Source organism: Microcella pacifica, assembly GCF_009371975.2.
Lineage (GTDB): Bacteria > Actinomycetota > Actinomycetes > Actinomycetales > Microbacteriaceae > Microcella > Microcella pacifica.
Genome location: NZ_VIKT02000002.1, coordinates 41,835 through 62,929, shown reverse-complemented (window position 1 = coordinate 62,929; position 21,095 = coordinate 41,835). Strand labels below are relative to the sequence as shown.

Genomic DNA, 21,095 nt, shown 5'->3' with positions numbered 1-21,095 from the left:
GGCCCTATTCTTCCTGATCGCGCGGGCCGTCCCGGTCAGGGAGGCTCTCCACCACCGTGCCGGCCGGCGTGAGCGTCACGGGGAAGCCGCGCGCATCGACGTAGTCGTACAGGTAGTCGCGATGCTCGTCGCACGCGAGCCAGACCTTGACGCGGTCGATGCCGTGAATGCGCGGGTTGCGCCAGTTGACCGCCCACTCGGCGGCCGCACGGCACCCGCTGCGCGAGCACCGCATGCCGGAGATCGCACCTGGCAGGTCGATCACGCCGTGCCGTTCTGCGTGCTCACCCGCACGATCGACCCGGGGCGCTCGACGTCGCGCCCGCGCGGCGACGCGACCGTGTTGGCGGCCACGACCGCGATGTAGGGCAGGATCACGGCCCCCGCAGCCGGCACGAGTATCCACCAGCCGGGCACCACGAAGCACGCTGCGATGCAGAGCATGCGCACCCCCATCGCGATCGAGTACTTGATCATGCGGTCGCGCCGCTCGTCGTCGGGAGACTCCGGCAGGCTCGTGATCGCGGCGGATGCAGGCTTCATGGTGAGACGATCGTAGCCCGCGGGCCTGCGCATATGCTTGATGCCCATGACCACCCAGCGCACCGTTCTCGTGACCGGCGGCAATCGCGGCATCGGCTTCGCGATCGCCGAGGAGTTCCTCGCCCAGGGCCACCGCGTGGCCGTGACAGCACGCTCCGGTTCTGGACCGGACGGGGCCCTCACGGTCACGGCCGATGTCACGGACTCCGCCTCGCTCGACGCCGCGTTCACGGCGGTCGAGGCCGAGCTCGGACCTGTGGAGGTGGTGGTCGCGAACGCCGGCATCACGCGCGACACCCTCCTCATGCGCATGTCTGACGACGATTTCACGGACGTGATCGACACGAACCTCACGGGAGCGTTCCGCACCGTCAAGCGCGCATCGAAGGGGATGCTCAAGGCGCGTTTCGGCCGCGTCATCCTCATCTCGAGCGTCGTCGGACTGCTCGGCTCCGCTGGTCAGGTCAACTACAGCGCCTCGAAGTCGGCCCTCGTGGGCTTCGCACGCTCGCTCACGCGCGAGCTCGGTGGTCGCGGCATCACGGCGAACGTCGTCGCGCCGGGCTTCATCGAGACCGACATGACCGCTGCTCTTCCCGAGGACCAGCAGTCTGCCTACCGCGCGAGCATCCCCGCGGGGCGCTTCGCGACGCCCCAGGAGGTTGCACGGGTTGTCACCTGGCTCGCCGGCGCCGACGCCGCGTACATCAGCGGCGCCGTGATCCCCGTCGACGGCGGCCTCGGCATGGGGCACTGACCCCAGCAGCGTGACCGGCTGCGCGGGTCTGCTACCCGCGCAGGCCCAGCACGGCGAGCACGGCGGAGAGATCGCGCTCGGGCACGCACACGCTCGCGGTCGCGCACACGACCGGCTTCGCATCGAACGCGATCGAGAGACCCGCGATGCGCATCATCTCGAGGTCATTTGCACCGTCGCCGACGACGATCGTGCGCTCGAGCGGCAGCTCGTGAGCGGTCGCCCACTCGCGGACGGCATCGGCCTTCGCCGCGGCATCCACGACCGGCCCCTCGGTCTCGCCAGTCAGGACGCCCGCGTCGGCGCCGAGGCGATTGGCGCGGTGGTGGTCGAGCCCGAGCGATGCGGCGAGCGGATCGAGCAGCTCGTGGAACCCGCCGGAGACCACGCCGATCGCCCCGCCGCCCGCGTGCACGCCGTCGACGAGATCGCGGGCACCGGGCGTGAGATGGATGCTTGGGGCCAGTTCGGCGAACACGTCACGGCTGAGACCGGCGAGCGTCGCGACGCGCTCCCGCAGCGATTCGGCGAAGTCCAGCTCCCCGGCCATCGCGCGAGACGTGATCTCGGCCACGCGTTCTCCCGAGCCTGCTTCCCGGGCGAGCAGCTCGATCGCCTCTTCCTCGATGAGGGTCGAGTCGACATCGAGGACGACGAGGAATCGCGCCATGGGGTGGGAGGGCTCCTTCTCGGCTCCAGCGGTGAGAGGCGGGCTCAGGCCTCGACGACTGCGCCCTTGCCGACGACCGTGATGCCCGTCTCGGTGACGGTGAAGCCGCGAGCGCGGTCGGCATCGTGGTCGACACCGATCTGCGCGCCGGGCGCCACGACGACGTCCTTATCGAGAATAGCGCGCCGCACGGTCGCTCCTGCGCCGATCGTCGTGCGCTCGAACACGACGGCATCCGTGATGCTCGCGGACTCCACCACGACCCACGGACCGAGCACGGAGCGCTCGATGTGGCTGCCTGAGATCACGGTGCCGAGCGAGACGATCGAGTCGATGACGTCTCCGTTGCGACCGTCCGCGTCGCGCACGAACTTCGCGGGAGGCGAGTTGAGCTGCTGAGAGTAGATCGGCCAGTCGGCGTTGTACAGGTTGAAGATGGGCAGGGCCGAAATGAGGTCCTGGTGCGCGTCGAAGAACGACTCGATCGTGCCGACATCGCGCCAGTAGTCCCGGTCACGATCGGTCGAGCCCGGCACGACGTTGCGCTTCATGTCGTAGACGAAGGCCTCGCCCTTGCGCACGAAGTCGGGCACGATGTCGCCGCCCATGTCGTGGTGCGACTCCGCGTTGTCGCTGTCACGCACGACAGCATCCATGAGCACGTCGGCGTCGAAGACGTAGTTGCCCATCGAGGCGAGAACCTCGTGCGGAGCATCCGCGAGGCCCACCGCATTCTGGGGCTTCTCGTGGAAGGCGGCGATGCGCTGCGGGTTGGTGGGATCAGTCTCGATGACGCCGAACTGGTCGGCGAGGGCGATCGGCTGGCGGATGCCGGCGACCGACACACCGGCCGATTTCTCGATGTGCGCCTCGATCATCGGCCGGAAGTCCATGCGGTAGACGTGGTCGGCGCCCACGACGACGACGATGTCGGGCTTTTCGTCGCGGATGAGGTTGAGGCTCTGGTAGATGGCGTCGGCCGAGCCGGAGAACCACCGCTTGCCCAGGCGCTGCTGCGCGGGCACGGACGCGACGTAGGAGTTGAGCATGCCGGTGAGCCGCCAGGTCTGCGAGATATGACGGTCGAGGGAGTGGCTCTTGTACTGCGTGAGCACGACGACCTGCCGCAGGCCCGAGTTGATGAGGTTGGAGAGCGCGAAGTCGATGAGTCGATAGCCGCCGGCGAAGGGCACCGCGGGCTTTGCTCGATCCTCCGTGAGGGGCATGAGGCGCTTCCCCTCACCACCGGCGAGCACGATTCCAAAGATCTTCGGTGACGGCATAGACCCACAGTAGGCGAGCGTGGGGTGCGGGGCCAGCGGCACTGCTGTACTACCGTCAAGACATGCGCGTCGACATCGTGAGCAGGGAATACCCACCGGAGGTCTACGGCGGAGCGGGTGTGCACGTGGCCGAGCTGGTCCAGGCGTTGCGCCGCCAGCTCGACGTGCGCGTGCGGTGCTTCGGCGCCCCGCGCGACGAGGAGGGGACGCAGGCATACCTCGTGCCGGGGTCGTTGACCTCCGCGAATCCGGCACTCGCGACGCTCGGAGTGGATCTGGCCATCGCCGAGGATGTCGCGGGGGCCGACCTCGTTCACTCGCACACCTGGTACGCCAACGCGGCCGGGCAGCTCGCGCAGCTGCTGCACGGCATTCCCCACGTCGTGACGGCGCACAGTCTCGAACCCTTGCGTCCGTGGAAGGCGGAGCAGCTCGGCGGCGGGTACGCGATCTCCCGCTGGATCGAGAAGAGCGCCTTCGAGTCGGCCGACGCCGTCGTGGCGGTGAGCGATGGGATGCGTCGCGACATCCTGCGCTGCTACCCGGGGCTCGACGAATCGCGAGTCTCCGTCATCCACAACGGCATCGACCTCGACCGGTGGCGCCGCGTCGACGACGCTGACGCCGTGCGCGCACTCGGCATCGATCCCGACCGCCCCTCCGTCGTCTTCGTGGGCCGCATCACCCGGCAGAAGGGGCTTCCCTACCTGCTGGCGGCGGCACGCCGGCTGCCACCCGAGGTGCAGCTCGTGCTGTGCGCTGGCGCTCCGGACACCCCGCAGATCCTGGAGGACGTGCGCGCGGGCGTCGCGTCCCTGCAAGACGAGAGGTCGGGCGTCGTGTGGATCGACCAGATGCTCGGCATCCACGATCTCTCCGCCGTGCTCTCGAACGCAACGACCTTCGTCTGCCCGAGCGTCTACGAGCCCCTCGGCATTGTGAATCTCGAGGCCATGGCCTGCGGCGCGCCCGTCGTGGGCACCGCCACCGGCGGGATCCCCGAGGTCGTCGACGACGGCGTGACCGGTCGGCTCGTGCCGATCGACCAGGTGCATGACGGCTCGGGCACGCCGCTGGACCCTGAGCGCTTCATCGCCGATCTCGCCGGCGTGCTGATCGAGGTCGTGAGCGATCCGGCTGCCGCCGCAGCCATGGGCGCCGCGGGCCGCGAGCGGGCCGAGACGGAGTTCTCGTGGTCGAGCATCGCCGAGCGCACGATCGCGCTCTACCGCAGCCTCGTGCACTAGTCGCGGTGCTCTACGCTGGAGGAATCATGGCTGGCGTTCTGCACTTCGACGATGTCTCTCTCACGCGTGACGGCTCGGCGATCCTCTCCGACATCACGTGGCAGGTCAGTTCCGAGCAGCGCTGGGTCGTGCTCGGGCCCAACGGAGCAGGCAAGACGACGCTGCTGCAGCTCGCCTCCTCGCTCCTGCACCCCTCGAGCGGCAGCGCGACGGTGCTCGACGAAAGACTCGGGTCGAGCGACGTGTTCGAGCTGCGGCCGCGCATCGGTTTCGCCTCCACGGCGCTCGCGCGGCGCATCCCGCAGGATGAGCGCGTGCTCGACGTCGTCATGACGAGCGCGCACGCCGTGACGGGGCGCTGGAACGAGAGCTATGACGAGGTCGACGTTCGGCGTGCCCAGCGCGTGCTGCGCGAGTGGCGCCTCGACTCGTTCGAGGACCGCCGCTTCGGCAGCCTGAGCGACGGTGAGCAGAAGCGCGTGCAGATCGCTCGCGCGATCATGACCGACCCCGAGCTGCTTCTGCTCGACGAGCCGGCCGCGAGTCTCGACCTCGGTGCTCGGGAAGAGCTGCTGCAGCTGCTCGGCGCCTACGCCTCCTCGACGGAGTCTCCCGCGATGGTCATGGTCACCCACCATGTGGAGGAGATCCCCGCAGGGTTCACCCACGCGCTCCTTCTGACCGATGGCCGGATCACGGCGAGCGGCCCGCTCGACGAGGTCATCACGAGCTCGGCGCTCACGAGCGCATTCGGCCTCGAGCTCGTCGTGCAGCGCGACGGTGACCGCTTCACCGCGCGCGCCGCATAGCGCCCTCGCGCGCTTCCGCTCTGCTATCGTTGACCCTTGGCTCTGCCGCTGACGCGGCGCCACGGAGACTCCTGTCTCACCCCAGACCTGCAGCACCTCGACCTCGAGTGAACACAAGGACACCCAGCATGAAGACTGACATCCACCCCGAGTACGCGCCGGTGGTCTTCCGCGACCTCGCGTCGGGCGAGACCTTCCTGACCCGCTCCACGGTCAGCAGCGAGAAGACGATCGAACTCGACGGCGAGACCTACCCGGTCATCGACGTCGAGATCTCCTCCGCCTCGCACCCGTTCTACACGGGCAAGCAGCGCATCCTCGACAGCGCCGGTCGCGTCGAGAAGTTCAACCAGCGCTTCAAGGGCTTCGGCAACTAGCCGCACCCCAGCGCTTCACGAAGGGTCCCGCCTCACGGCGGGACCCTTCGTCGTTGTCGCGGCACCGGGTGCCCCATCGCACCCTTGAAGCTAGGACCGCCGCACGGGCCAGCCGCGGTCGGCCGTGAAGTGCTGATCGCGCTGCGTGCGCATGTAGTCCTCGAAGCTGTCGGCCTGCGTGTCGTGCCACGCGATCTGTGCGGCGTGCAGCTCCTCGAGGGTGCCGGGCATCGCTGCCGCATGCTGCGTCACGATCGCACGCGCCACATGGCCCGCCGCGATCGCATCGATGCTCGCATCGTGCGCGCCGTCGAGGAGCACGCCGTAGTGGGCGCACGCTGCCTCGAGAGTGCGCTTGCCCCGTCGGTAGCGGTCCACCGCCTTGTCGATCACGAGAGGATCGATGACGGGGGAGGGCGTCGCGACCGGCTCGAGACCGTGCCGCACCGCCTCGTGAGCGAGCAGCGTCAGATCGTACGGCGCGTTGTAGACGACGAACGGCAGCCCCCGCTCGAGCACCGATCGCAGCTCGGCGAGAACCTCGGCGACGACGACAGCGGCAGGGCGCCCGTCAGCGCGAGCGCGCTCGGTCGTGATGCCGTGTACTGCGGCAGCGCCCTCCGGTATCTCGATGCCAGGGTCGGCCATCCACGATCGTGAGGAGACGACCTCCCCTGAGGCGTCGAGAACCCCCAGATAGGCCGTCACGATGCGCGCCGTGCGCACGTCGACCCCCGTCGTCTCGAGGTCGAAGACGGCCAGGTCGCGCAGTAGTTCGGTCACGCGCCCAGCCTAGGCGGGGGCTGCGACACTCCGTTCGCCGACATGCAACCAGTAGAAGCTCTGGCTGCCGAGAGTGAGCGTCAGCCGACCGTCTTCGCCGATCGCGGGGAAGGCGGAGCCGCCGAAGAGGTCCGAGAGCGCGCGACCCTCGAAGCCCGGCAGCTCGATCGTCGCGGAGACGGGATTGTGGGCGAACGAGAAGACGCACAGGATGCGCTCGGCGGGATCGCCGAGCTGGCTGCCCGAGCCCTCGTACTCGCGCACGAACGCGAGCACCGACTCGTGATCGGTCTCGAGCACCCGCATGGTGCCCAGACCGAAGGTCGGGTGAGCCTTGCGTACGTGGATGACGTTGCGGATCCAGTGCAGGAGCGATCGCGGCTGGGCGAGCATGCTCTCGACGTTGATCTGGTTGTAGTGGTAGACGAGCGACTGCACGACGGGGAGGTAGAGCTTGCCCGGGTCGGCGTGCGAGAAGCCCGCGTTGCGGTCGGGCGTCCACTGCATGGGCGTGCGCGAGCTGTCGCGGTCGGGGAGCCAGATGTTGTCACCCATGCCGATCTCGTCCCCGTAGTACAGGAAGGGGCTGCCGGGAAGGGCGAACAGGAGCGCGTGGGCGAGCTCGAGCTCGGCGCGCGAGTTGTCGAGCAGGGGAGCCAGGCGCCGACGGATGCCGATGTTGGCGCGCATCCTCGGGTCGTAGGCGTACCAGCCGTACATGGCCTGCCGGTATTCCTCGCTCACCATCTCGAGGGTGAGCTCGTCGTGGTTGCGCAGGAAGACGCCCCAGGCGCTGCCGGGAGGCGCCGCGGTCTCCTCGCCGAGCTGGCGCTGCAGCTCGGTGGCCTGCTGCGAGCGCAGGGCGTAGAAGATGCGGGGCATGACGGGGAAGTCGAAGGCCATGTGGCACTCCGGCTCCTCGGCGGTGCCGAAGAACTCGGCCACCTCGGTGGGCCACTGGTTAGCCTCGGCGATGAGAACGCGACCCGGGTACTCGGTGTCGACCATCGTGCGCAGCTTCTTGACGAAGTCGTGCGTGGCCAGCTCGCCCTCGCCGTTGCCGCCGTCGGTCTCGTAGAGGTACGGAATGGCGTCGAGACGGAAGCCGTCGACGCCGAGGTCGGCCCAGAAGCGCAGCACGTCGAAGATCTCCTCGTGCACCTTCGGGTTCTCGAAGTTGAGGTCGGGCTGGTGGGAGAAGAAGCGGTGGAAGTAGAACTGGCGGCGCTCGGCGTCGAAGGCCCAGTTCGACTCCTCCGTGTCGACGAAGATGATGCGGATGTCTTCGTACTTCTCGTCGGTGTCGCTCCACACGTAGTAGTCGCCGTACGGCCCCTCAGGGTCCTCACGCGAGGCGATGAACCAGGGGTGCTGGTCGGAGGTGTGGTTGATGACGAGGTCGATGACGATACGCATATTGCGCTCGTGGGCCTTGGTGACGAGCTCGCGGAACTCGTCGATCGTGCCGAACTCGGGCAGTACCGCGGTGTAGTCGCTCACGTCGTAGCCGCCATCGCGCAACGGCGACTGGAAGAACGGCGGCAGCCAGAGAGCGTCGACGCCGAGCCACTGCAGATAGTCGAGCTTCGAGATGAGCCCCGCGAGGTCGCCCGTGCCGTCACCGTTGCCGTCGACGAAGGAGCGCACCATGACCTCGTAGAACACGCTCCGGCGATGCCAATGGGGGTCGAGGGTCAGGCCGGGAAGGGTGATCGGTGCAGTGAAGTTCACAACGCTCCTCGGCGCTGGGGGCGGACAGTGCTCACCACTGTAGACCGGCTCGACAACCGGTTCCACATGCCGTGCCGACCTAGACTGATCGGGATGTCTGCACCGTCTCCCTACGCCGCTGCGCTCGCGCGCATCCCGAGCAAGGATCGATCGATCGACGTGCTCGGCTCCCGCACCCACCTGGTGGAGTACGGGCCATCGGACGCGCCGCGAGCGCTCGTGCTCGTGCACGGCTTCCGCGGCGACCACCATGGCCTGGAGCCGGTCATCGCGCACCTGCCCGAGTTCCGCATCCTCTCGCCCGATCTGCCCGGGTTCGGCCTCTCCGCGCCGCTGGAGGGCCGTGCGCACGACATCGCCTCCTACGCCGCGTGGCTCGACGCGCTCCTGCAGGAACTGGGAATTCGCGGTGAAGCGGTCATCCTGGGCCATTCCTTCGGCTCGATCGTCGCGAGTGCCGCGGTCGCGAGCGGCACCCCGACGCCGAACCTCGTGCTCGTCAACCCGATCGGCGCTCCGGCCCTCTCCGGCCCGCGAGGAGTGCTCACGCGGCTCGCGGTGGCGTTCTACCGCGCGGGGGCCGCCCTGCCCAGCCGGCTTGGCTTCGCCGTCCTCCGCAGCAGGGCCGTGACGCGCATCATGAGCGTGACGATGGCGAAGACGCGCGACCGCGCTCTGCGCCGCTGGATCCACGCCGAGCACGACCGCTACTTCTCGGGATTCGCCACGCGCGACATGCTGCTCGAGGCCTTTCGCGCCTCGGTCTCGCACGACGTCTCGGAGTTCGCGGCCGACGTCGCGTCACCCACTCTCCTCGTGGCCGCCGTCGACGACGACATCACCCCGATCGCGCGACAGCGCGAGCTCGTCGCGCTGTTCCCCGACGCCCGCCTCGTGGAGATTCCCGACGTCGGCCACCTCATCCACTACGAGACGCCCGAGACCGCCGCCTCCGCGATCCGCGAGTTCCTCGCGTGAGAATCGTCGTCGACTGCCGCTACGTGCGCTTCCCCCGCCACGACGGCATCAGCCGGTTCACGGCCGGCATCGTGGATGCCCTGCGCCCGCTCCTCGGCGAGGGGGAGTCTCTCGAGCTGCTCATCAGCGATGAGCGTCAACTCGCCATGCTGCCCGAGGGCATTCCCTGGCATCGCGTGAGCGGGCCGACGAGCGCCCGCGAACCGTTCGTGGCGCGCCAGGTGAACCGCCTCGAGCCCGACGTCGTCTTCTCGCCCATGCAGACGATGGGCACTCTCGGTCGCCGCTACCCGCTCGTGATCACGCTGCACGATCTGATCTACTACGCGCACCCCACGCCACCCCGCGACCTCCCGTGGCCCGTGCGGCTCGGCTGGCGCCTGTACCACCGGGCGTGGTGGCCGCAGCGGCTGCTGCTGAACCGGGCAGACGCGGTCGTCACGGTGAGCGAGACGACGCGCGCGCTCATGCTCGACCACCGCCTCACGCGGCGCGCGATCACCGTCGTGCCGAACGCGGCCGAGCGGCCCGCGGGCGTCGAGCCGCGCATCCGACCCAAGGGCATCGAACTCGTCTACATGGGCTCATTCATGCCGTACAAGGGTGTCGAGACGCTCGTGGCGGCGCTGCACGTCCTACCGGGAGCGCGCCTGCATCTGCTGAGCCGCATCCGCCCTGCCGACCGCGCACGCCTCGCGGCGGCCGCCCCGGCGGGCGCGCTCGTGGCGCACGACGGCGTGAGCGACGAGGAGTACGCTGACCTGCTCGACCGCGCCACAGCACTCGTGAGCGCCTCGCGCGACGAAGGGTTCGGCATCCCGCTCGTCGAGGCCATGGGGCGCGGCACGCCCGTCGTCGTGAGCGACATCCCGATCTTCCGCGAGATCGGTGGTCAGACGGCGCTCTATGCGGCAGCCGGGGATGCTCAGGACTTCGCCGCCCGCATCACCGAGCTGCTCGAGCCGGGGGAGTGGGAGCGGCGATCCGCCGCCGCCCCCGCCGAGGCTGCGCGTTTCGACTGGGCCCGATCGGCTGCCGTACTGCTCGAGCTGCTGCGCGCGCAGGCCGCGCGCGGTCGCGTCACCTGAGAGTTCAGCGCGTGCCGATGGAGGCGACGTCGCCGGCTGACCACTCGACGAGCTGCTGCGGAGCGGCGGGGAACACGTCGTTCGCGCTCCCCGCAGCCGACCACACGGTCGAGTAGCGCAAGAGGTCGCGGTCGACGACCGTGCGTACGGGCGCAGGATGCCCGATCGGAGGTACGCCGCCGATCGAATAGCCGGTCGCACGCTTGACCGTGGCCGCATCGGCCTTCTCGATGCGCGCCCCCAGGTCGGCCCCGAGCGCGTCGACGTCGGCCCGGTTGTCGCCCGACACAAGGACGAGCACGGGTTCACCGTCAGCGAGGAAGACGAGCGACTTCACGATCGCGCCGACCTCGCACCCCACGGCGGCCGCGGCCTCGGCGGCCGTGTGGGTCGAGTCGGGCATCCGCTGCGGGGCGAGGCCCAGGTGCGCGGTCGCCGCGGCGAAGCGGTCCGCTCCCGACCCGGCCATCAGGAGGTGCTCCGCGCGTCATCCTCGCGATGGGCGAGCGGGTTCTGGTCGAGGAAGTCCTCCGCGAAGGGGAAGATCGACTGCTCGTCGAGCGGATCATCGAAACGCGCGAGCTCGAGACCTCCGTCAGCGTGCTGGAAAGAGTGCACCGAGCCGTTCGTGATCGGTTCCCGATGCCGGCCCGGCGCCACCGTCTCGAGGACGCTGCGGATCACGCCCCCGTGTGCGACGACGATGATCGACTCGCCAGGGTGGGCGGCGGCGAGCCTGTGCAGCGCCGCCACGACACGCTCGCCCACCGCGTCACGTGACTCGCGGCCCGGCACGTCGACGCCCTCGGGAAAGCGTTCGTCGAGCTCGGCGCCCGTGAGTCCCTCCGCCTCGCCGTAGTTGCGCTCGACGAAGGCCTCATCGAGCTCAGGCTCGGCGAGCCCCGCCTCCATAGCGATGAGCCGCGCGGTCTCGGCCGCGCGCACGAGGGGCGAGGCGACGATGCGGCTCCACGCGCGGCCCGCCAGGAGACGACCGGCCGCGCGGGCCTGCTCGCGGCCCGTGTCGTTGAGCGGGATGTCCGTCGCCCCCTGGATGCGCCGAGCGCGGTTCCAGTCGGTCTCGCCGTGGCGCACGAGCGCGAACGCAGTCACACGTCTCCTTCCGCCGGTCGGCGGAGGTCGCGCGCACCGGTCAGGCCCGCAGAGCCTCGCGTAGAGCGGCGAGCGTCTCGGTCGTGCCCGCTTCGATCTTAACCGCTGCCCGGGCATCGGCCTTCGTCTCACCCCGGTTGACGATGATCGTCGGGATGCGCTTGCGACCCGCCTGCACGACGAGGCGGATGCCCGAGTTGACGACGAGGGACGACCCCAGGATCAAAAGCGCGTCGGCGCGAGCGACGAGCCCGCGTGCCTCCTCGAACTTCACGGGCGGCACGAACTCGCCGAAGAACACGATGTCGGGCTTGAGCGTGCCGCCGCACACCGAGCACTCGGGCACCTCGAACAGGGTGATGTCGTCGACCTCGGCATCGCCGTCTGGGTTGATGTGATGGTTGTCTCCCGCCACGAGCCACGGGTTGAGGGTGGCGATGCGGTTCGCGACCGCGGCCCGCGAGAAGGTTTGACCGCAGTGCAGGCAGCGGACGCGGTCCATGCTGCCGTGCAGGTCGACTACGCGGCGGGAGCCCGCGCGCACGTGCAGACCGTCGACGTTCTGCGTGATGACGCCCGTCACAGAGCCGTCCTCCTCGAGCTGCGCGAGCGTCTCATGGCCGAGATTCGGCCGGGCCTGCGCGAAGCGTTCCCACCCCAGGTGGCTGCCCGCCCAGTAGCGCTTGCGATACGGCTCGTCGGCGAGGAACTGGCTGTACGTCATGGGGGTGCGCACGGGCGCACCGGCACCTCGGTAGTCGGGAATGCCCGAGTCGGTGCTCATACCCGCCCCGGTCAGCACCGCGATGCGGCGGCCGGCCAGGATCTCCGCCGCCTGGGCGAGTGAGGCTTGCGCGACGGCATCGAGAGGTCGAGCATCCGCCGCCATCATGCTCACGGTCGCCTCCCCACGCCTCAGTCAGACTGTCTACGAGACTAAACGCCCGGGGTTTCCGATATGTTTCCACGGGCTGGGACACGCCCACCGAAAGGACCCGCACATGCACCTCGAGCGACTCACGACGCTCGACGGAGCCGACCTCCGCGACTACGCGCGTCTCACCGACGTTGCTTTGCGGCGCGTGCAGGAGCCAGCGGGAGGCCTCTACCTCGCGGAGTCGCTCACCGTCATCGGCCGTGCGCTCCGCGCCGGGCACCGCCCGCGCTCCGTGCTCACGAGCGAGCGCTGGCTTGACGACCTCGAACCACTGCTGCGGGACCACGACGTGCCCGTCTACGTCGGCGCGCCAGGACTTCTCGAGGAGCTGACCGGCTTCCACCTGCATCGCGGCGCCCTCGCGAGCATGCACCGTCCCGAGCCCCTCGACCCGGTTGCCCTGCTGCGGGATGCTCGGCTCGTCGTCGTCGTCGAAGACGTCGTCGACCACACCAACGTGGGGGCGATCTTCCGTTCCGTCGCTGGCCTCGGCGCCGACGCCGTGCTCATCACGCCTCGCTGCGCCGACCCGCTCTACCGACGCAGTGTGCGGGTGAGCATGGGCACGGTGCTGCAGGTGCCGTGGGCCCGCCTGCCCGACTGGCCGGCGGGCGCCGAGCTGCTGCACGAGCTCGGCTTCACGATCGCGGCCCTCGCGCTCGCGCCGGAGACGGTGGGGCTGCGCGAGTTCGCCGCCGAGCGGCCCGAGCGGGTGGCCCTCCTGCTGGGCTCCGAGGGCGATGGGCTCAGCCGCGGCGCACTCGGTGCTGCCGACGTCGTCGTCACGATCCCCATGGGGCACGGCGTCGACTCGCTCAACGTCGCAGCGGCCAGTGCTGTCGCGCTCTACGCGCTCGGCAGTGCGGCAGCGCCCCGCACTCCGCCTGCTTCCTAGACTGGGGCGCGTGACCCGCCGCCGCCCCCTCCTGCGCTCGGTCGCCATCGCCGCTCTCGTCGCCCTCGGCGCGAGCACCCTCGGCTACAGCGCCTTCGCCGCGCTCGCCCCCGTGCCGGCCGCCGAGCCGCACGTGCAGGCCCTGCCGGAACTCGTCACACCCGCGCCCGAGGTGAGCATCCCCGGCTACGGCGCCGCCGCGATCGGCGCCGCGGACAGGCGTCAGGTGTTCGCGAGCCGCGGTCTCGACGAGGTGCGCCCCATCGCCTCGATCACCAAGGTCATCACCGCTCTCGTCGTGCTCGACGCGCACCCCGTCGAGGAGGGCTCGTCCGGCGCGACGATCACGCTCACCCAGGCCGACAGCGACCTCGTCGCCCGATATCGAGCACTCAACGGCACGACGGCTCCCGCTCCGGCCGGTGCGACGATCACGCAGCGCGAGGTCATCGAGCTCATGATGGTCGCCTCCGCCAACAACTACGCCGAGACGCTCGCGACGTGGGCGTTCGGCTCCGTCGCCGACTACCTGACGGCCGCGCGCGCCTGGCTCGACGCGCACGACCTGGCATCCATCTCCGTGGGCGATACGACGGGGTTCTCGCTCCTCAACCGCGCGAGCCCGCGCGCGCTCCTGGACCTCGGCCGGCTCGCTCTCGCCGATCCGGTCGTGGCCGCGGCGGCCGCGCTGCCCGCGGTCACCGTGCCCGGCATCGGCACCTACGAGAACCGCAACCTGATCGTGGGGGTCGACGGTGTCACGGGGCTCAAGACGGGCACACTCATCGAGGCGGGAGCGTGCCTGCTCTTCTCGGCGCGAGAAGTCATCGACGGCGAGGAGGTCGATGTCGTCGGCGTGGTGCTCGCCGGGCCCGACCATCCCACCGTTGCCGACGACGTGCGCACCCTCCTCGCGAGCGCTCGAGACGACTTCCACGAGATCACGATCGCCACGGAGGGGCAGCTCGTCGCCCGCTACGAGACCGAGTGGGGCGCGAGCGCGAGCCTGCACGTCGCCGAGACCGTCGCCGACCTCGTGTGGGGAGAGGTGCGTGCGATCGGCGTCGTGCGCGCCCCGCAGCTGCAGCCGGGCGTGCCGCTGCCCGACCCCGGCAGTGTGACGGTGCGCTACGGGGACCGTCGGGTGAGCATCCCGCTCGAATGGCGCGGAGCGCTCGAGGGGCCCGACCTCGCGTGGCGCCTCGCGCAGCCGCTCGAGGCCGTCTGGGGCGAGTAGGAGAGGCGCCGCACTACCGGTGCGGATGCGAGGCGTCCGGCCGCTTCGGGGTGATGTGGTCGCCGGAGGACTGGTGGCGGATGCGCCTCACGACCCACGGCACGAGGTACTCGCGTGCCCACCCGAGATCGTCGACGCGCGCCTGGCGCCAGCTGCGCCTCGGCATCAGCTCGGGCTCGCGCGGCTCGAGGTCGTGCTCGACGCCGAGCGCCTCGAGCGCCATGATCGCGATCGTGTGGTGGCCCATCGGCGAGAAGTGCAGGCGGTCGCGATCCCACATCTGCGGGTCACGCAGCTCGCGCAGCTTCCACATGTCGGCGACGATCGCGTCGTGCTTGGAGGCGATCGCCCGCAGGTTCTCGTTGTAGATCGCCACCTTGCCGCGCACGCGCCGCAGCACGGGCGTCATGCCGATGTCGGGGCCATTGAACATGAGCACCGTCGCGCCGTTGCTGCGCAGCTGCACGACGAGCTCCTCGAACCGCTCGGCGACCTGATCGGGGTCGGTGCCGGGGCGGATGATGTCGTTGCCGCCCGCGGAGACCGAGATGAGATCGGGGCGCAGCGCGAGCGCGGGCTCGACCTGCTGCTCGGCGATCTGCTTGAGCAGTCGACCGCGCACCGCGAGATTCGCATAGGCGAAGTCGTCGGTGCGCAGGGCGAGCTGCTCGGCCACACGATCGGCCCACCCGCGATGACCGCCAGGGCTCTGCGGCTCCGGATCGCCGATGCCCTCGGTGAAGGAATCGCCGATGGCGACGTACCGGGACCACGGGTGAAGCTGTGCCATGGCTCTAGAGTGCCAGAGCCTCAGCGACCGCGCGGCCTGAGAATCTCCTGGACAGTGGATCCCCCCGAACGGGGGTGAACCTGGTTGACTGTCGGCTGAGCGTTTCCACCGGAGCGCTCGAACAACGGCTGACACTCGAACCGAGTGCGGCCACAACGAAAGGAGCGCCCTATGGGATTCCTCGCATTCCTCCTCATCGGACTCATCGCCGGAGCCATCGCCAAGGCGATCCTGCCGGGCAAGGGCCCGGGGGGCTGGCTCGCCGCCCTCGTCATCGGAGTCATCGGCGCCCTCCTGGGCGGCTGGCTCGGCAGCGTCATCTTCGGCGTCGACCTCGGCGGGTTCTTCTCGATCGAGACCTGGTTGCTCGCCATCGGCGGGTCGCTGCTCGTGCTCGTCATCTACGGCGCCATCACGGGTCGTCGACGCGCCTGACGCGCGACACGCACGACACCCGCGACGGGCGGGGCGCCACGGCGCCCCGCCCGTCGCGCTATGTGAGGATGCACCCGTGAGGATGCAGTCGTGAGGATGCAGTCGTGAGGCGGCCACCGTGAGCAAGCAGGACGGCACCGGTCGGCAGGTCACCGAGACCCCGACGGGCGACACGAGCGCGAGCATCCTGCACCTCGACATGGACGCGTTCTTCGCCTCCGTCGAGCTGCTCTCCCGACCCGAGCTGCGGGGGAAGCCCGTCATCGTCGGGCACCGCGGCGCACGCTCGGTCGTGACGGCCGCGACGTACGAGGCTCGGCGCTACGGCGTCAACTCCGCCATGCCCATGAGTATCGCGCTGCGCCGCTGCCCGAACGCGATCGTGCTCGAGCCGCGCTACGAGCGCTATCAGGAGGTCTCGCGCGCCGTCATGGCCATCCTCGGCGATGTGACGCCGCTCGTCGAGCCGCTCAGCATCGACGAGGCGTTCCTCGACGTGAGCGGTGCCCGAGCCCTCTTCGGGCCGCCCTACGACATCGCCCAGAGCCTGCGCGCCCGCATCACGCACGAGACCGGGCTCGTCGCCTCGGTCGGCGCCGCCGCGACCAAGTTCGTCGCCAAGCTCGCCTCCAGTCGCGCCAAGCCCGACGGGGTCCTCGTCGTTCCCGAGGCCGAGACCGCGGCCTTCCTGCGGCCGCAGCCGATCAGCGCGCTCTGGGGTGTCGGAGCCGCCGTCGCCGAACGGCTCGAGCGGATCGGCGCGCGCACCGTCGGCGACGTCGCCGACCTTCCGCTCGCCGCGCTCGACGCAGCCGTCGGGGCCGCTACCGCCGGCAAGCTGCACGAGCTCGCGAACGGCATCGATCCGCGGGCCGTGACCCCTACGCGACTCGAAAAGTCGATCGGCCACGAGATGACCTTCGAGACCGATCTGCACGACCGCGCCGCGCTCGACCGAGAGCTGCTGCGGCTCGCCGACCTCGTCGCGCGGCGCCTGCGGCGCGGCGGATGGGTCGCGCGCACCGTGGCGATCAAGGTGCGGTTCGGCGACTTCACGACCCTCACGCGTTCGCAGACGATCGCCGAGCCCACCGAGGTGGCGCAGCGCATCGCGACGGAGGCCCGAGCGCTCTTCGCCGCCGCGCCGACCCAGGGGAGGGGCATCCGCCTCATCGGCGTGCGTGCCGAGAACCTGCTGCCGACCGGGGCGGTCGCCCGCGGCCTGTGGGACGACGACGAGTCCTGGCGCGAGGCGGAGGGCACGATGGACGCGCTCGCCGAGCGCTTCGGTCGCGGTGCCGTGCAGCGGGCGTCTCTGCTGTCGACCACGCCGCGTCGGCGCTCCGCGCTGTCGGGTCAGGATGCTCCGCCCGCGTCGCCCGAGCTGCCCGAGCCGCCCGCGCGCGCGTGAGCGGTGTCGGTCGTCTCGACTAGCATCGAGGTCGCATGTCTCCGACCTTCCGCCGCGCACCCCACGTCGGCACCTTCGCGGCGGAGCACCTCTCACCCTCCTACCCGGAGCGCGCGGCGCGCGGCACGGCCGACCGATTGCGCGCCTGGCAGGCCGAGGCGCTCGATGCGTACTTCGCGCACGAGCCACGCGACTTCCTGGCCGCGGCCACACCGGGTGCCGGCAAGACGACCTTCGCGCTCCGCCTCGCGGCCGAGCTGCTCGCGCGGCGCACGGTCGAGCGGGTCATCGTCGTGGCCCCCACCGAGCACCTCAAGCGGCAGTGGGCCGACGCGGCGCACCGCGTCGGCATCCGCCTCGATCCGGCCTTCCGCAATGCCTCCCGCGTGATCCCGCGGGCCTTCCACGGCGCTGCCGTCACCTATGCGCAAGTCGCCGCGCAGCCCTTCGTGCACCGCGTTCTCGTCGACCAAGTGCCCACCCTGGTCATCCTCGACGAGGTGCATCACGGCGGGGACGCGCTCAGCTGGGGCGAGGCGATGCGGGAGGCGTACGGCACCGCAGCGCGGCGGTTGTCGCTCACGGGCACGCCGTTCCGATCGGACACGGCGCCCATCCCGTTCGTCTCCTACGTGGACGAAGGCGACGGCATCCGCGTCTCCCGCACCGACTACAGCTACGGCTACGGCCGCGCTCTGCGGGACGGCGTCGTGCGCCCCGTGCTCTTCCTCTCCTACGCGGGCCGCATGCGCTGGCGTACGACCACCGGTGACGAGATGGAGGCCGTGCTCGGGCAGGGCGACACTGCCGACATCACCGCGCAGGCCTGGCGCACCGCACTCGACCCCGAAGGGCAGTGGATGCCTGGCGTGCTGCGTGCCGCCGACACCCGGCTGACCGAGGTGCGCCACGCGATCCCCGACGCCGGCGGACTCGTCATCGCGAGCGATCAGGCGACGGCCCGCGCCTATGCGGGGCTCCTCGCGGGCATCACAGGGGAGCAGCCGACCGTCGTGCTGAGCGACGAGGCCGGCGCCTCGGAGCGCATTGCCGAGTTCGCGGAGTCGGAGGCGCGCTGGCTGGTGGCCGTGCGCATGGTGTCGGAGGGTGTCGACGTGCCCCGGCTCGCGGTCGGCGTCTATGCGACGAGCGCCTCGACGCCGCTGTACTTCGCGCAGGCGATCGGGCGCTTCGTGCGGGCTCGACGCCGGGGCGAGGTGGCCTCGATCTTCATCCCGAGCGTGCCGACGATCCAGTCGCTCGCGAGCGAGCTCGAGCGCGAGCGCGATCACGCGCTCGATCGCGAGGGCGACGAGCTGCTTGACGACTCGCTACTGGAGGCCGCCGAGCGCGAGGAGAAGGCGAGCGAGTCGGAGCTCGCCGAGTACACCTACCAGGCGCTCGAGTCGTCGGCGACCTTCGACAAAGTCCTGTACGAGGGCACCGAGTTCGGGCAGCTCGCCGAGGTCGGCAGTCTCGAAGAACTCGACTTCCTCGGCCTGCCCGGCATCCTCGAACCCGACCAGGTGCACGAGCTGCTGCGCGGCCGCCACCAGCGCCAGGTGCGTCGCGCCGCCGAGCGGCCCGCGACCCAGCCGGCGCCTCAGCCCATGTACCGGTCGCTCAAGGAGCAGCGCACGCTCCTGCACAGCCTCGTGGGCCTGCGCGCGAAGCTCACCGGGCAACCGCACGGCATCATCCACGCCGAGCTGCGCCGCGTGTGCGGCGGCCCCGCCGTCGGCCAGGCCACGGTCGCGCAGTTGCAGTCGCGCATCGAGCACCTGCGCCGCCAACTCGCCACCGGCGGCTAGCGCGCCCTCGCACGCGCCAGCGCGCGCGCCGCGCGTCCCTCCCGCCCGCGCGTTGTGCCAGATCTGGCGCAAACGGGCGCTCGCCACGAGCGATAGCGCCCATGCGTGGCAAATCTGGGCCCCGTGCAGCGTGCCCCGTGCCGCGTACCTCGTGGTGCCCCACGCCCCACGCCGCGTGCCGCGTGGCCCATGCCGCGCGCTGCACACCCCCACATCGTGCGCCCCCACCTCGAACCCGCGCGCACCCACGCCCATCGGAGCGCCTCCAGATTGGTCGCAAAAGGCGACTTGGCCGTCGTACAAGCGCCCGTTCGCGCCAGATCTGGCACGAAACGGGGGAGGATGGTGGGGTGCGCGATACTCCTTACCTCGTGGTGGACGAGGGCGTAGCCGAGGGCAACCTCGCGGCGATGGCGGCGCACGCCCGCGCTCTGGGCGTCGCCCTGCGGCCGCACGCCAAGACGCACAAAACCGTGGAGCTCGCGCGCCGGCAGCTCGCGCACGGCGCCGTCGGTCTCACCGTCGCGACCGTCGGTGAGGCCGAAGTCTTCGCCGACGCGGGAGTCGTCGACCTGTTCATCGCGTATCCGCTGTGGGCGGTCGGGCCGCGCGCAGAGCGGCTGCGCGCGCTCGCCTCGCGCGTGCGGCTGCGGGTGGGCGCCGACTCCGTCGACGGCGTGAGGATGCTCGCACGGGCTATGCACGCCGGTCACCACGGCGCGGTGCCGCTCGCCATCGCAGTCGAGGTCGACAGCGGCCACCACCGCAGCGGCGTCCCGCCCGAGAGCGCTACGGACGTGGCGGTCGAGGCGCTCGACGCCGGGCTCGTCGTGGACGGAGTCTTCACGTTTCCGGGCCACTCCTACGGTGCCGACGCGGCGGGGCCTGCGGCCGGGGACGAGGCCGCGGCCCTCGGGCAGGTGCGCGATGCGCTGACGGCCGCGGGCATCCCATGCCCCGTGGTGAGCGGCGGATCCACACCGAGCGCCGGTGCGGCCGACGGCGGCGTGCTCACGGAGCTGCGGCCGGGCGTGTACGTATTCGGTGACGCGCAGCAGTGGGAGCTCGGCACCATGCCGCCGCACTCGATGGCCCTGACCGCGCACGCCACCGTGGTGAGTCGGCGCGACGGTGTCGCGGTGCTCGATGCCGGCAGCAAGGTGCTCGGGGCGGACCGTGCCGCCTACGCGACCGGGTACGGCCGGCTCCTCGACCACCCTGAGGCGCGCATCACGGCGCTCTCGGAGCACCACGCGACGGTCACGTTCCCGACCGGCGCGGCGATCCCCGCGCTCGGCGAGGTGCTGCGCGTCGTGCCGAACCACGTGTGCAACGCGGTGAACCTCGTCGACGAGCTCATCATCGAGCGCGACGGCCTGGAGGTCGGCGCGTGGGCTGTCGCTGCCCGCGGCCGCAACTCCTAGCCGAGGTTGGCGTAGCGCGCGCGAGCGAAGCAGTACACGCCGTAGGCGATGAGTCCACCGCCGACGAGGCCGAGAATCCACACGCCGAAGGGCAGTGCGAGCAGGGATCGCAGGGCACCGTCGAGCCCCGTCGACCCAGATGCGTCGGAGGTGACGGCTGCCGCGATGAACAAACCGCCGACGGCGAGGAGGGCGACTCCCTTGGCCACATAACCGGCGACCCCCAGCCCGGTGATCACGGTGCCCGCAGTGCCCGCGGGAATGCTGAGGTCGTCGCGGAAGCCCTGGGTGACGCCCTTGTGGATGAAGTAGCCGCCGACGGCGAGGACGACGAGACCGACGAGGAACACGAGGATGATCCCCGCGGGCGCCGCCATGAGCTGCGCCGTCATGCTCTGGGTGTCGCCGGAGGAGTCGGACGAGCCGCCCAGGGCGAAGGACAGCGCGGTGCTCGCGAGTGCCAGGTAGACGAGGCCCTTCACGATGCCGACCACGAGCTTCTTCTTCGAGTCCCGAGCAGGCCCCTGCAGGATGCCGTCGACGATGAGCCACAGGCCCAGCATGGCGAGACCGATCGTCACGATCCACAGCAGGATGCCGCCGAACGGAGTGGACGCGAGGCTCTGCAGCGCGCCGCTCTGATCGGCATCGGTGCTCTCCCCGCCGGTCAGGAGGAGCTGGAGCGCGATGACTCCGATGAGGATGTGGAGGAGGCCGTTCACCGCGTAACCGCTGCGAGCGATGACGCGTACGGCGTGGCTGTTCGTGGCGGAGCG

The 21,095-nt window shown here is 70.5% G+C and carries 23 protein-coding genes; 12 read left to right on the top strand and 11 right to left on the bottom strand.

Annotated features, from left to right (window positions below; genetic code table 11):
* Positions 1-4: 4 nt before the first annotated feature.
* Complete coding sequence (locus FK219_RS01405) at positions 5-265, bottom strand: hypothetical protein (RefSeq protein WP_328821558.1); 261 nt, start codon at positions 263-265, stop codon at positions 5-7.
* Positions 262-543: a DUF3099 domain-containing protein gene (locus FK219_RS01400; protein WP_152582820.1), complete on the bottom strand. Its 282-nt coding sequence runs from the start codon at positions 541-543 to the stop codon at positions 262-264. Before FK219_RS01400 ends, FK219_RS01405 begins: the two co-directional genes overlap by 4 nt.
* Positions 544-589: 46 nt before the next feature.
* Here FK219_RS01400 and fabG point away from each other — a divergent pair, with 46 nt between their 5' ends.
* Complete coding sequence (gene fabG / locus FK219_RS01395) at positions 590-1,300, top strand: 3-oxoacyl-ACP reductase FabG (protein WP_152582819.1); 711 nt, start codon at positions 590-592, stop codon at positions 1,298-1,300.
* 31 nt (positions 1,301-1,331) lie between these two features.
* On the opposite strand, the gene serB is transcribed toward fabG, so the two are convergent.
* Both serB and glgC read right to left on the bottom strand, forming a co-directional pair.
* Entirely contained in the window at positions 1,332-1,970 is a 639-nt protein-coding gene (serB, locus tag FK219_RS01390; protein WP_152582818.1) for a phosphoserine phosphatase SerB, read from the bottom strand.
* A 44-nt stretch (positions 1,971-2,014) separates the two neighbouring features.
* The gene (gene glgC, locus FK219_RS01385; RefSeq protein ID WP_152582817.1) at positions 2,015-3,253 is read right to left on the bottom strand and encodes a glucose-1-phosphate adenylyltransferase; all 1,239 of its coding nucleotides are present in this window, start codon (positions 3,251-3,253) and stop codon (positions 2,015-2,017) included.
* A gap of 62 nt (positions 3,254-3,315) precedes the next feature.
* Here glgC and glgA point away from each other — a divergent pair, with 62 nt between their 5' ends.
* From glgA to FK219_RS01370, 3 genes are all read left to right on the top strand, one after another.
* Entirely contained in the window at positions 3,316-4,500 is a 1,185-nt protein-coding gene (glgA, locus tag FK219_RS01380; protein ID WP_152582816.1) for a glycogen synthase, read from the top strand.
* A gap of 26 nt (positions 4,501-4,526) precedes the next feature.
* Positions 4,527-5,309, top strand: a complete 783-nt coding sequence (locus tag FK219_RS01375) for an ABC transporter ATP-binding protein (protein WP_152582815.1) — start codon at positions 4,527-4,529, stop codon at positions 5,307-5,309.
* Between the two features lie 128 nt (positions 5,310-5,437).
* Positions 5,438-5,686 carry a type B 50S ribosomal protein L31 gene (locus FK219_RS01370; RefSeq protein WP_152582814.1) on the top strand — a complete coding sequence of 83 codons (249 nt, stop codon included), beginning with the start codon at positions 5,438-5,440 and terminating at the stop codon, positions 5,684-5,686.
* A gap of 90 nt (positions 5,687-5,776) precedes the next feature.
* On the opposite strand, the gene FK219_RS01365 is transcribed toward FK219_RS01370, so the two are convergent.
* Complete coding sequence (locus tag FK219_RS01365; protein ID WP_152582813.1) at positions 5,777-6,469, bottom strand: exonuclease domain-containing protein; 693 nt, start codon at positions 6,467-6,469, stop codon at positions 5,777-5,779.
* Positions 6,470-6,478: 9 nt separating this feature from the next.
* Positions 6,479-8,200, bottom strand: a complete 1,722-nt coding sequence (treS, locus tag FK219_RS01360; protein ID WP_152582812.1) for a maltose alpha-D-glucosyltransferase — start codon at positions 8,198-8,200, stop codon at positions 6,479-6,481.
* A gap of 93 nt (positions 8,201-8,293) precedes the next feature.
* Here treS and FK219_RS01355 point away from each other — a divergent pair, with 93 nt between their 5' ends.
* Positions 8,294-9,178, top strand: a complete 885-nt coding sequence (locus FK219_RS01355; protein WP_152582811.1) for an alpha/beta fold hydrolase — start codon at positions 8,294-8,296, stop codon at positions 9,176-9,178.
* Positions 9,175-10,266 carry a glycosyltransferase family 4 protein gene (locus tag FK219_RS01350; protein WP_152582810.1) on the top strand — a complete coding sequence of 364 codons (1,092 nt, stop codon included), beginning with the start codon at positions 9,175-9,177 and terminating at the stop codon, positions 10,264-10,266. Before FK219_RS01355 ends, FK219_RS01350 begins: the two co-directional genes overlap by 4 nt.
* Positions 10,267-10,270: 4 nt before the next feature.
* Here FK219_RS01350 and FK219_RS01345 read toward each other — a convergent pair whose 3' ends face one another.
* Genes FK219_RS01345 through FK219_RS01335 form a run of 3 tightly spaced genes read right to left on the bottom strand, consistent with a single transcriptional unit; the run spans position 10,271 to position 12,268 of the window.
* Positions 10,271-10,735, bottom strand: a complete 465-nt coding sequence (locus FK219_RS01345) for a YbaK/EbsC family protein (protein WP_152582809.1) — start codon at positions 10,733-10,735, stop codon at positions 10,271-10,273.
* Positions 10,735-11,379: a histidine phosphatase family protein gene (locus FK219_RS01340; RefSeq protein ID WP_152582808.1), complete on the bottom strand. Its 645-nt coding sequence runs from the start codon at positions 11,377-11,379 to the stop codon at positions 10,735-10,737. Before FK219_RS01340 ends, FK219_RS01345 begins: the two co-directional genes overlap by 1 nt.
* A gap of 40 nt (positions 11,380-11,419) precedes the next feature.
* Positions 11,420-12,268 (bottom strand): Sir2 family NAD-dependent protein deacetylase, encoded by an 849-nt coding sequence (locus FK219_RS01335; RefSeq protein WP_152582946.1) that lies wholly within the window; start codon positions 12,266-12,268, stop codon positions 11,420-11,422.
* Between the two features lie 112 nt (positions 12,269-12,380).
* Here FK219_RS01335 and FK219_RS01330 point away from each other — a divergent pair, with 112 nt between their 5' ends.
* Positions 12,381-13,211, top strand: coding sequence for a TrmH family RNA methyltransferase (locus tag FK219_RS01330; RefSeq protein WP_152582807.1), 831 nt, complete (start codon positions 12,381-12,383; stop codon positions 13,209-13,211).
* A gap of 10 nt (positions 13,212-13,221) precedes the next feature.
* Positions 13,222-14,448 carry a D-alanyl-D-alanine carboxypeptidase family protein gene (locus FK219_RS01325; RefSeq protein ID WP_165638008.1) on the top strand — a complete coding sequence of 409 codons (1,227 nt, stop codon included), beginning with the start codon at positions 13,222-13,224 and terminating at the stop codon, positions 14,446-14,448.
* Between the two features lie 13 nt (positions 14,449-14,461).
* On the opposite strand, the gene FK219_RS01320 is transcribed toward FK219_RS01325, so the two are convergent.
* Positions 14,462-15,238, bottom strand: a complete 777-nt coding sequence (locus FK219_RS01320) for an SGNH/GDSL hydrolase family protein (RefSeq protein ID WP_152582805.1) — start codon at positions 15,236-15,238, stop codon at positions 14,462-14,464.
* A gap of 171 nt (positions 15,239-15,409) precedes the next feature.
* Between FK219_RS01320 and FK219_RS01315 the strand changes: the two genes are divergently transcribed.
* The 4 genes from FK219_RS01315 (at position 15,410) to FK219_RS01300 (ending at position 20,319) form a co-directional block, all read left to right on the top strand.
* Entirely contained in the window at positions 15,410-15,673 is a 264-nt protein-coding gene (locus FK219_RS01315) for a GlsB/YeaQ/YmgE family stress response membrane protein (RefSeq protein ID WP_152582804.1), read from the top strand.
* A gap of 118 nt (positions 15,674-15,791) precedes the next feature.
* Entirely contained in the window at positions 15,792-17,084 is a 1,293-nt protein-coding gene (locus tag FK219_RS01310; RefSeq protein WP_152582803.1) for a DNA polymerase IV, read from the top strand.
* 35 nt (positions 17,085-17,119) lie between these two features.
* Complete coding sequence (locus FK219_RS01305) at positions 17,120-18,895, top strand: DEAD/DEAH box helicase (protein WP_152582802.1); 1,776 nt, start codon at positions 17,120-17,122, stop codon at positions 18,893-18,895.
* Between the two features lie 350 nt (positions 18,896-19,245).
* A complete protein-coding gene (locus FK219_RS01300) occupies positions 19,246-20,319 on the top strand; it encodes an alanine racemase (RefSeq protein WP_328821557.1) in 1,074 nt (357 codons plus the stop codon).
* On the opposite strand, the gene FK219_RS01295 is transcribed toward FK219_RS01300, so the two are convergent.
* Positions 20,316-21,041 carry a DUF1206 domain-containing protein gene (locus FK219_RS01295; protein WP_328821556.1) on the bottom strand — a complete coding sequence of 242 codons (726 nt, stop codon included), beginning with the start codon at positions 21,039-21,041 and terminating at the stop codon, positions 20,316-20,318. The genes FK219_RS01300 and FK219_RS01295 overlap by 4 nt on opposite strands.
* Between the last annotated feature and the right edge of the window lie 54 nt (positions 21,042-21,095).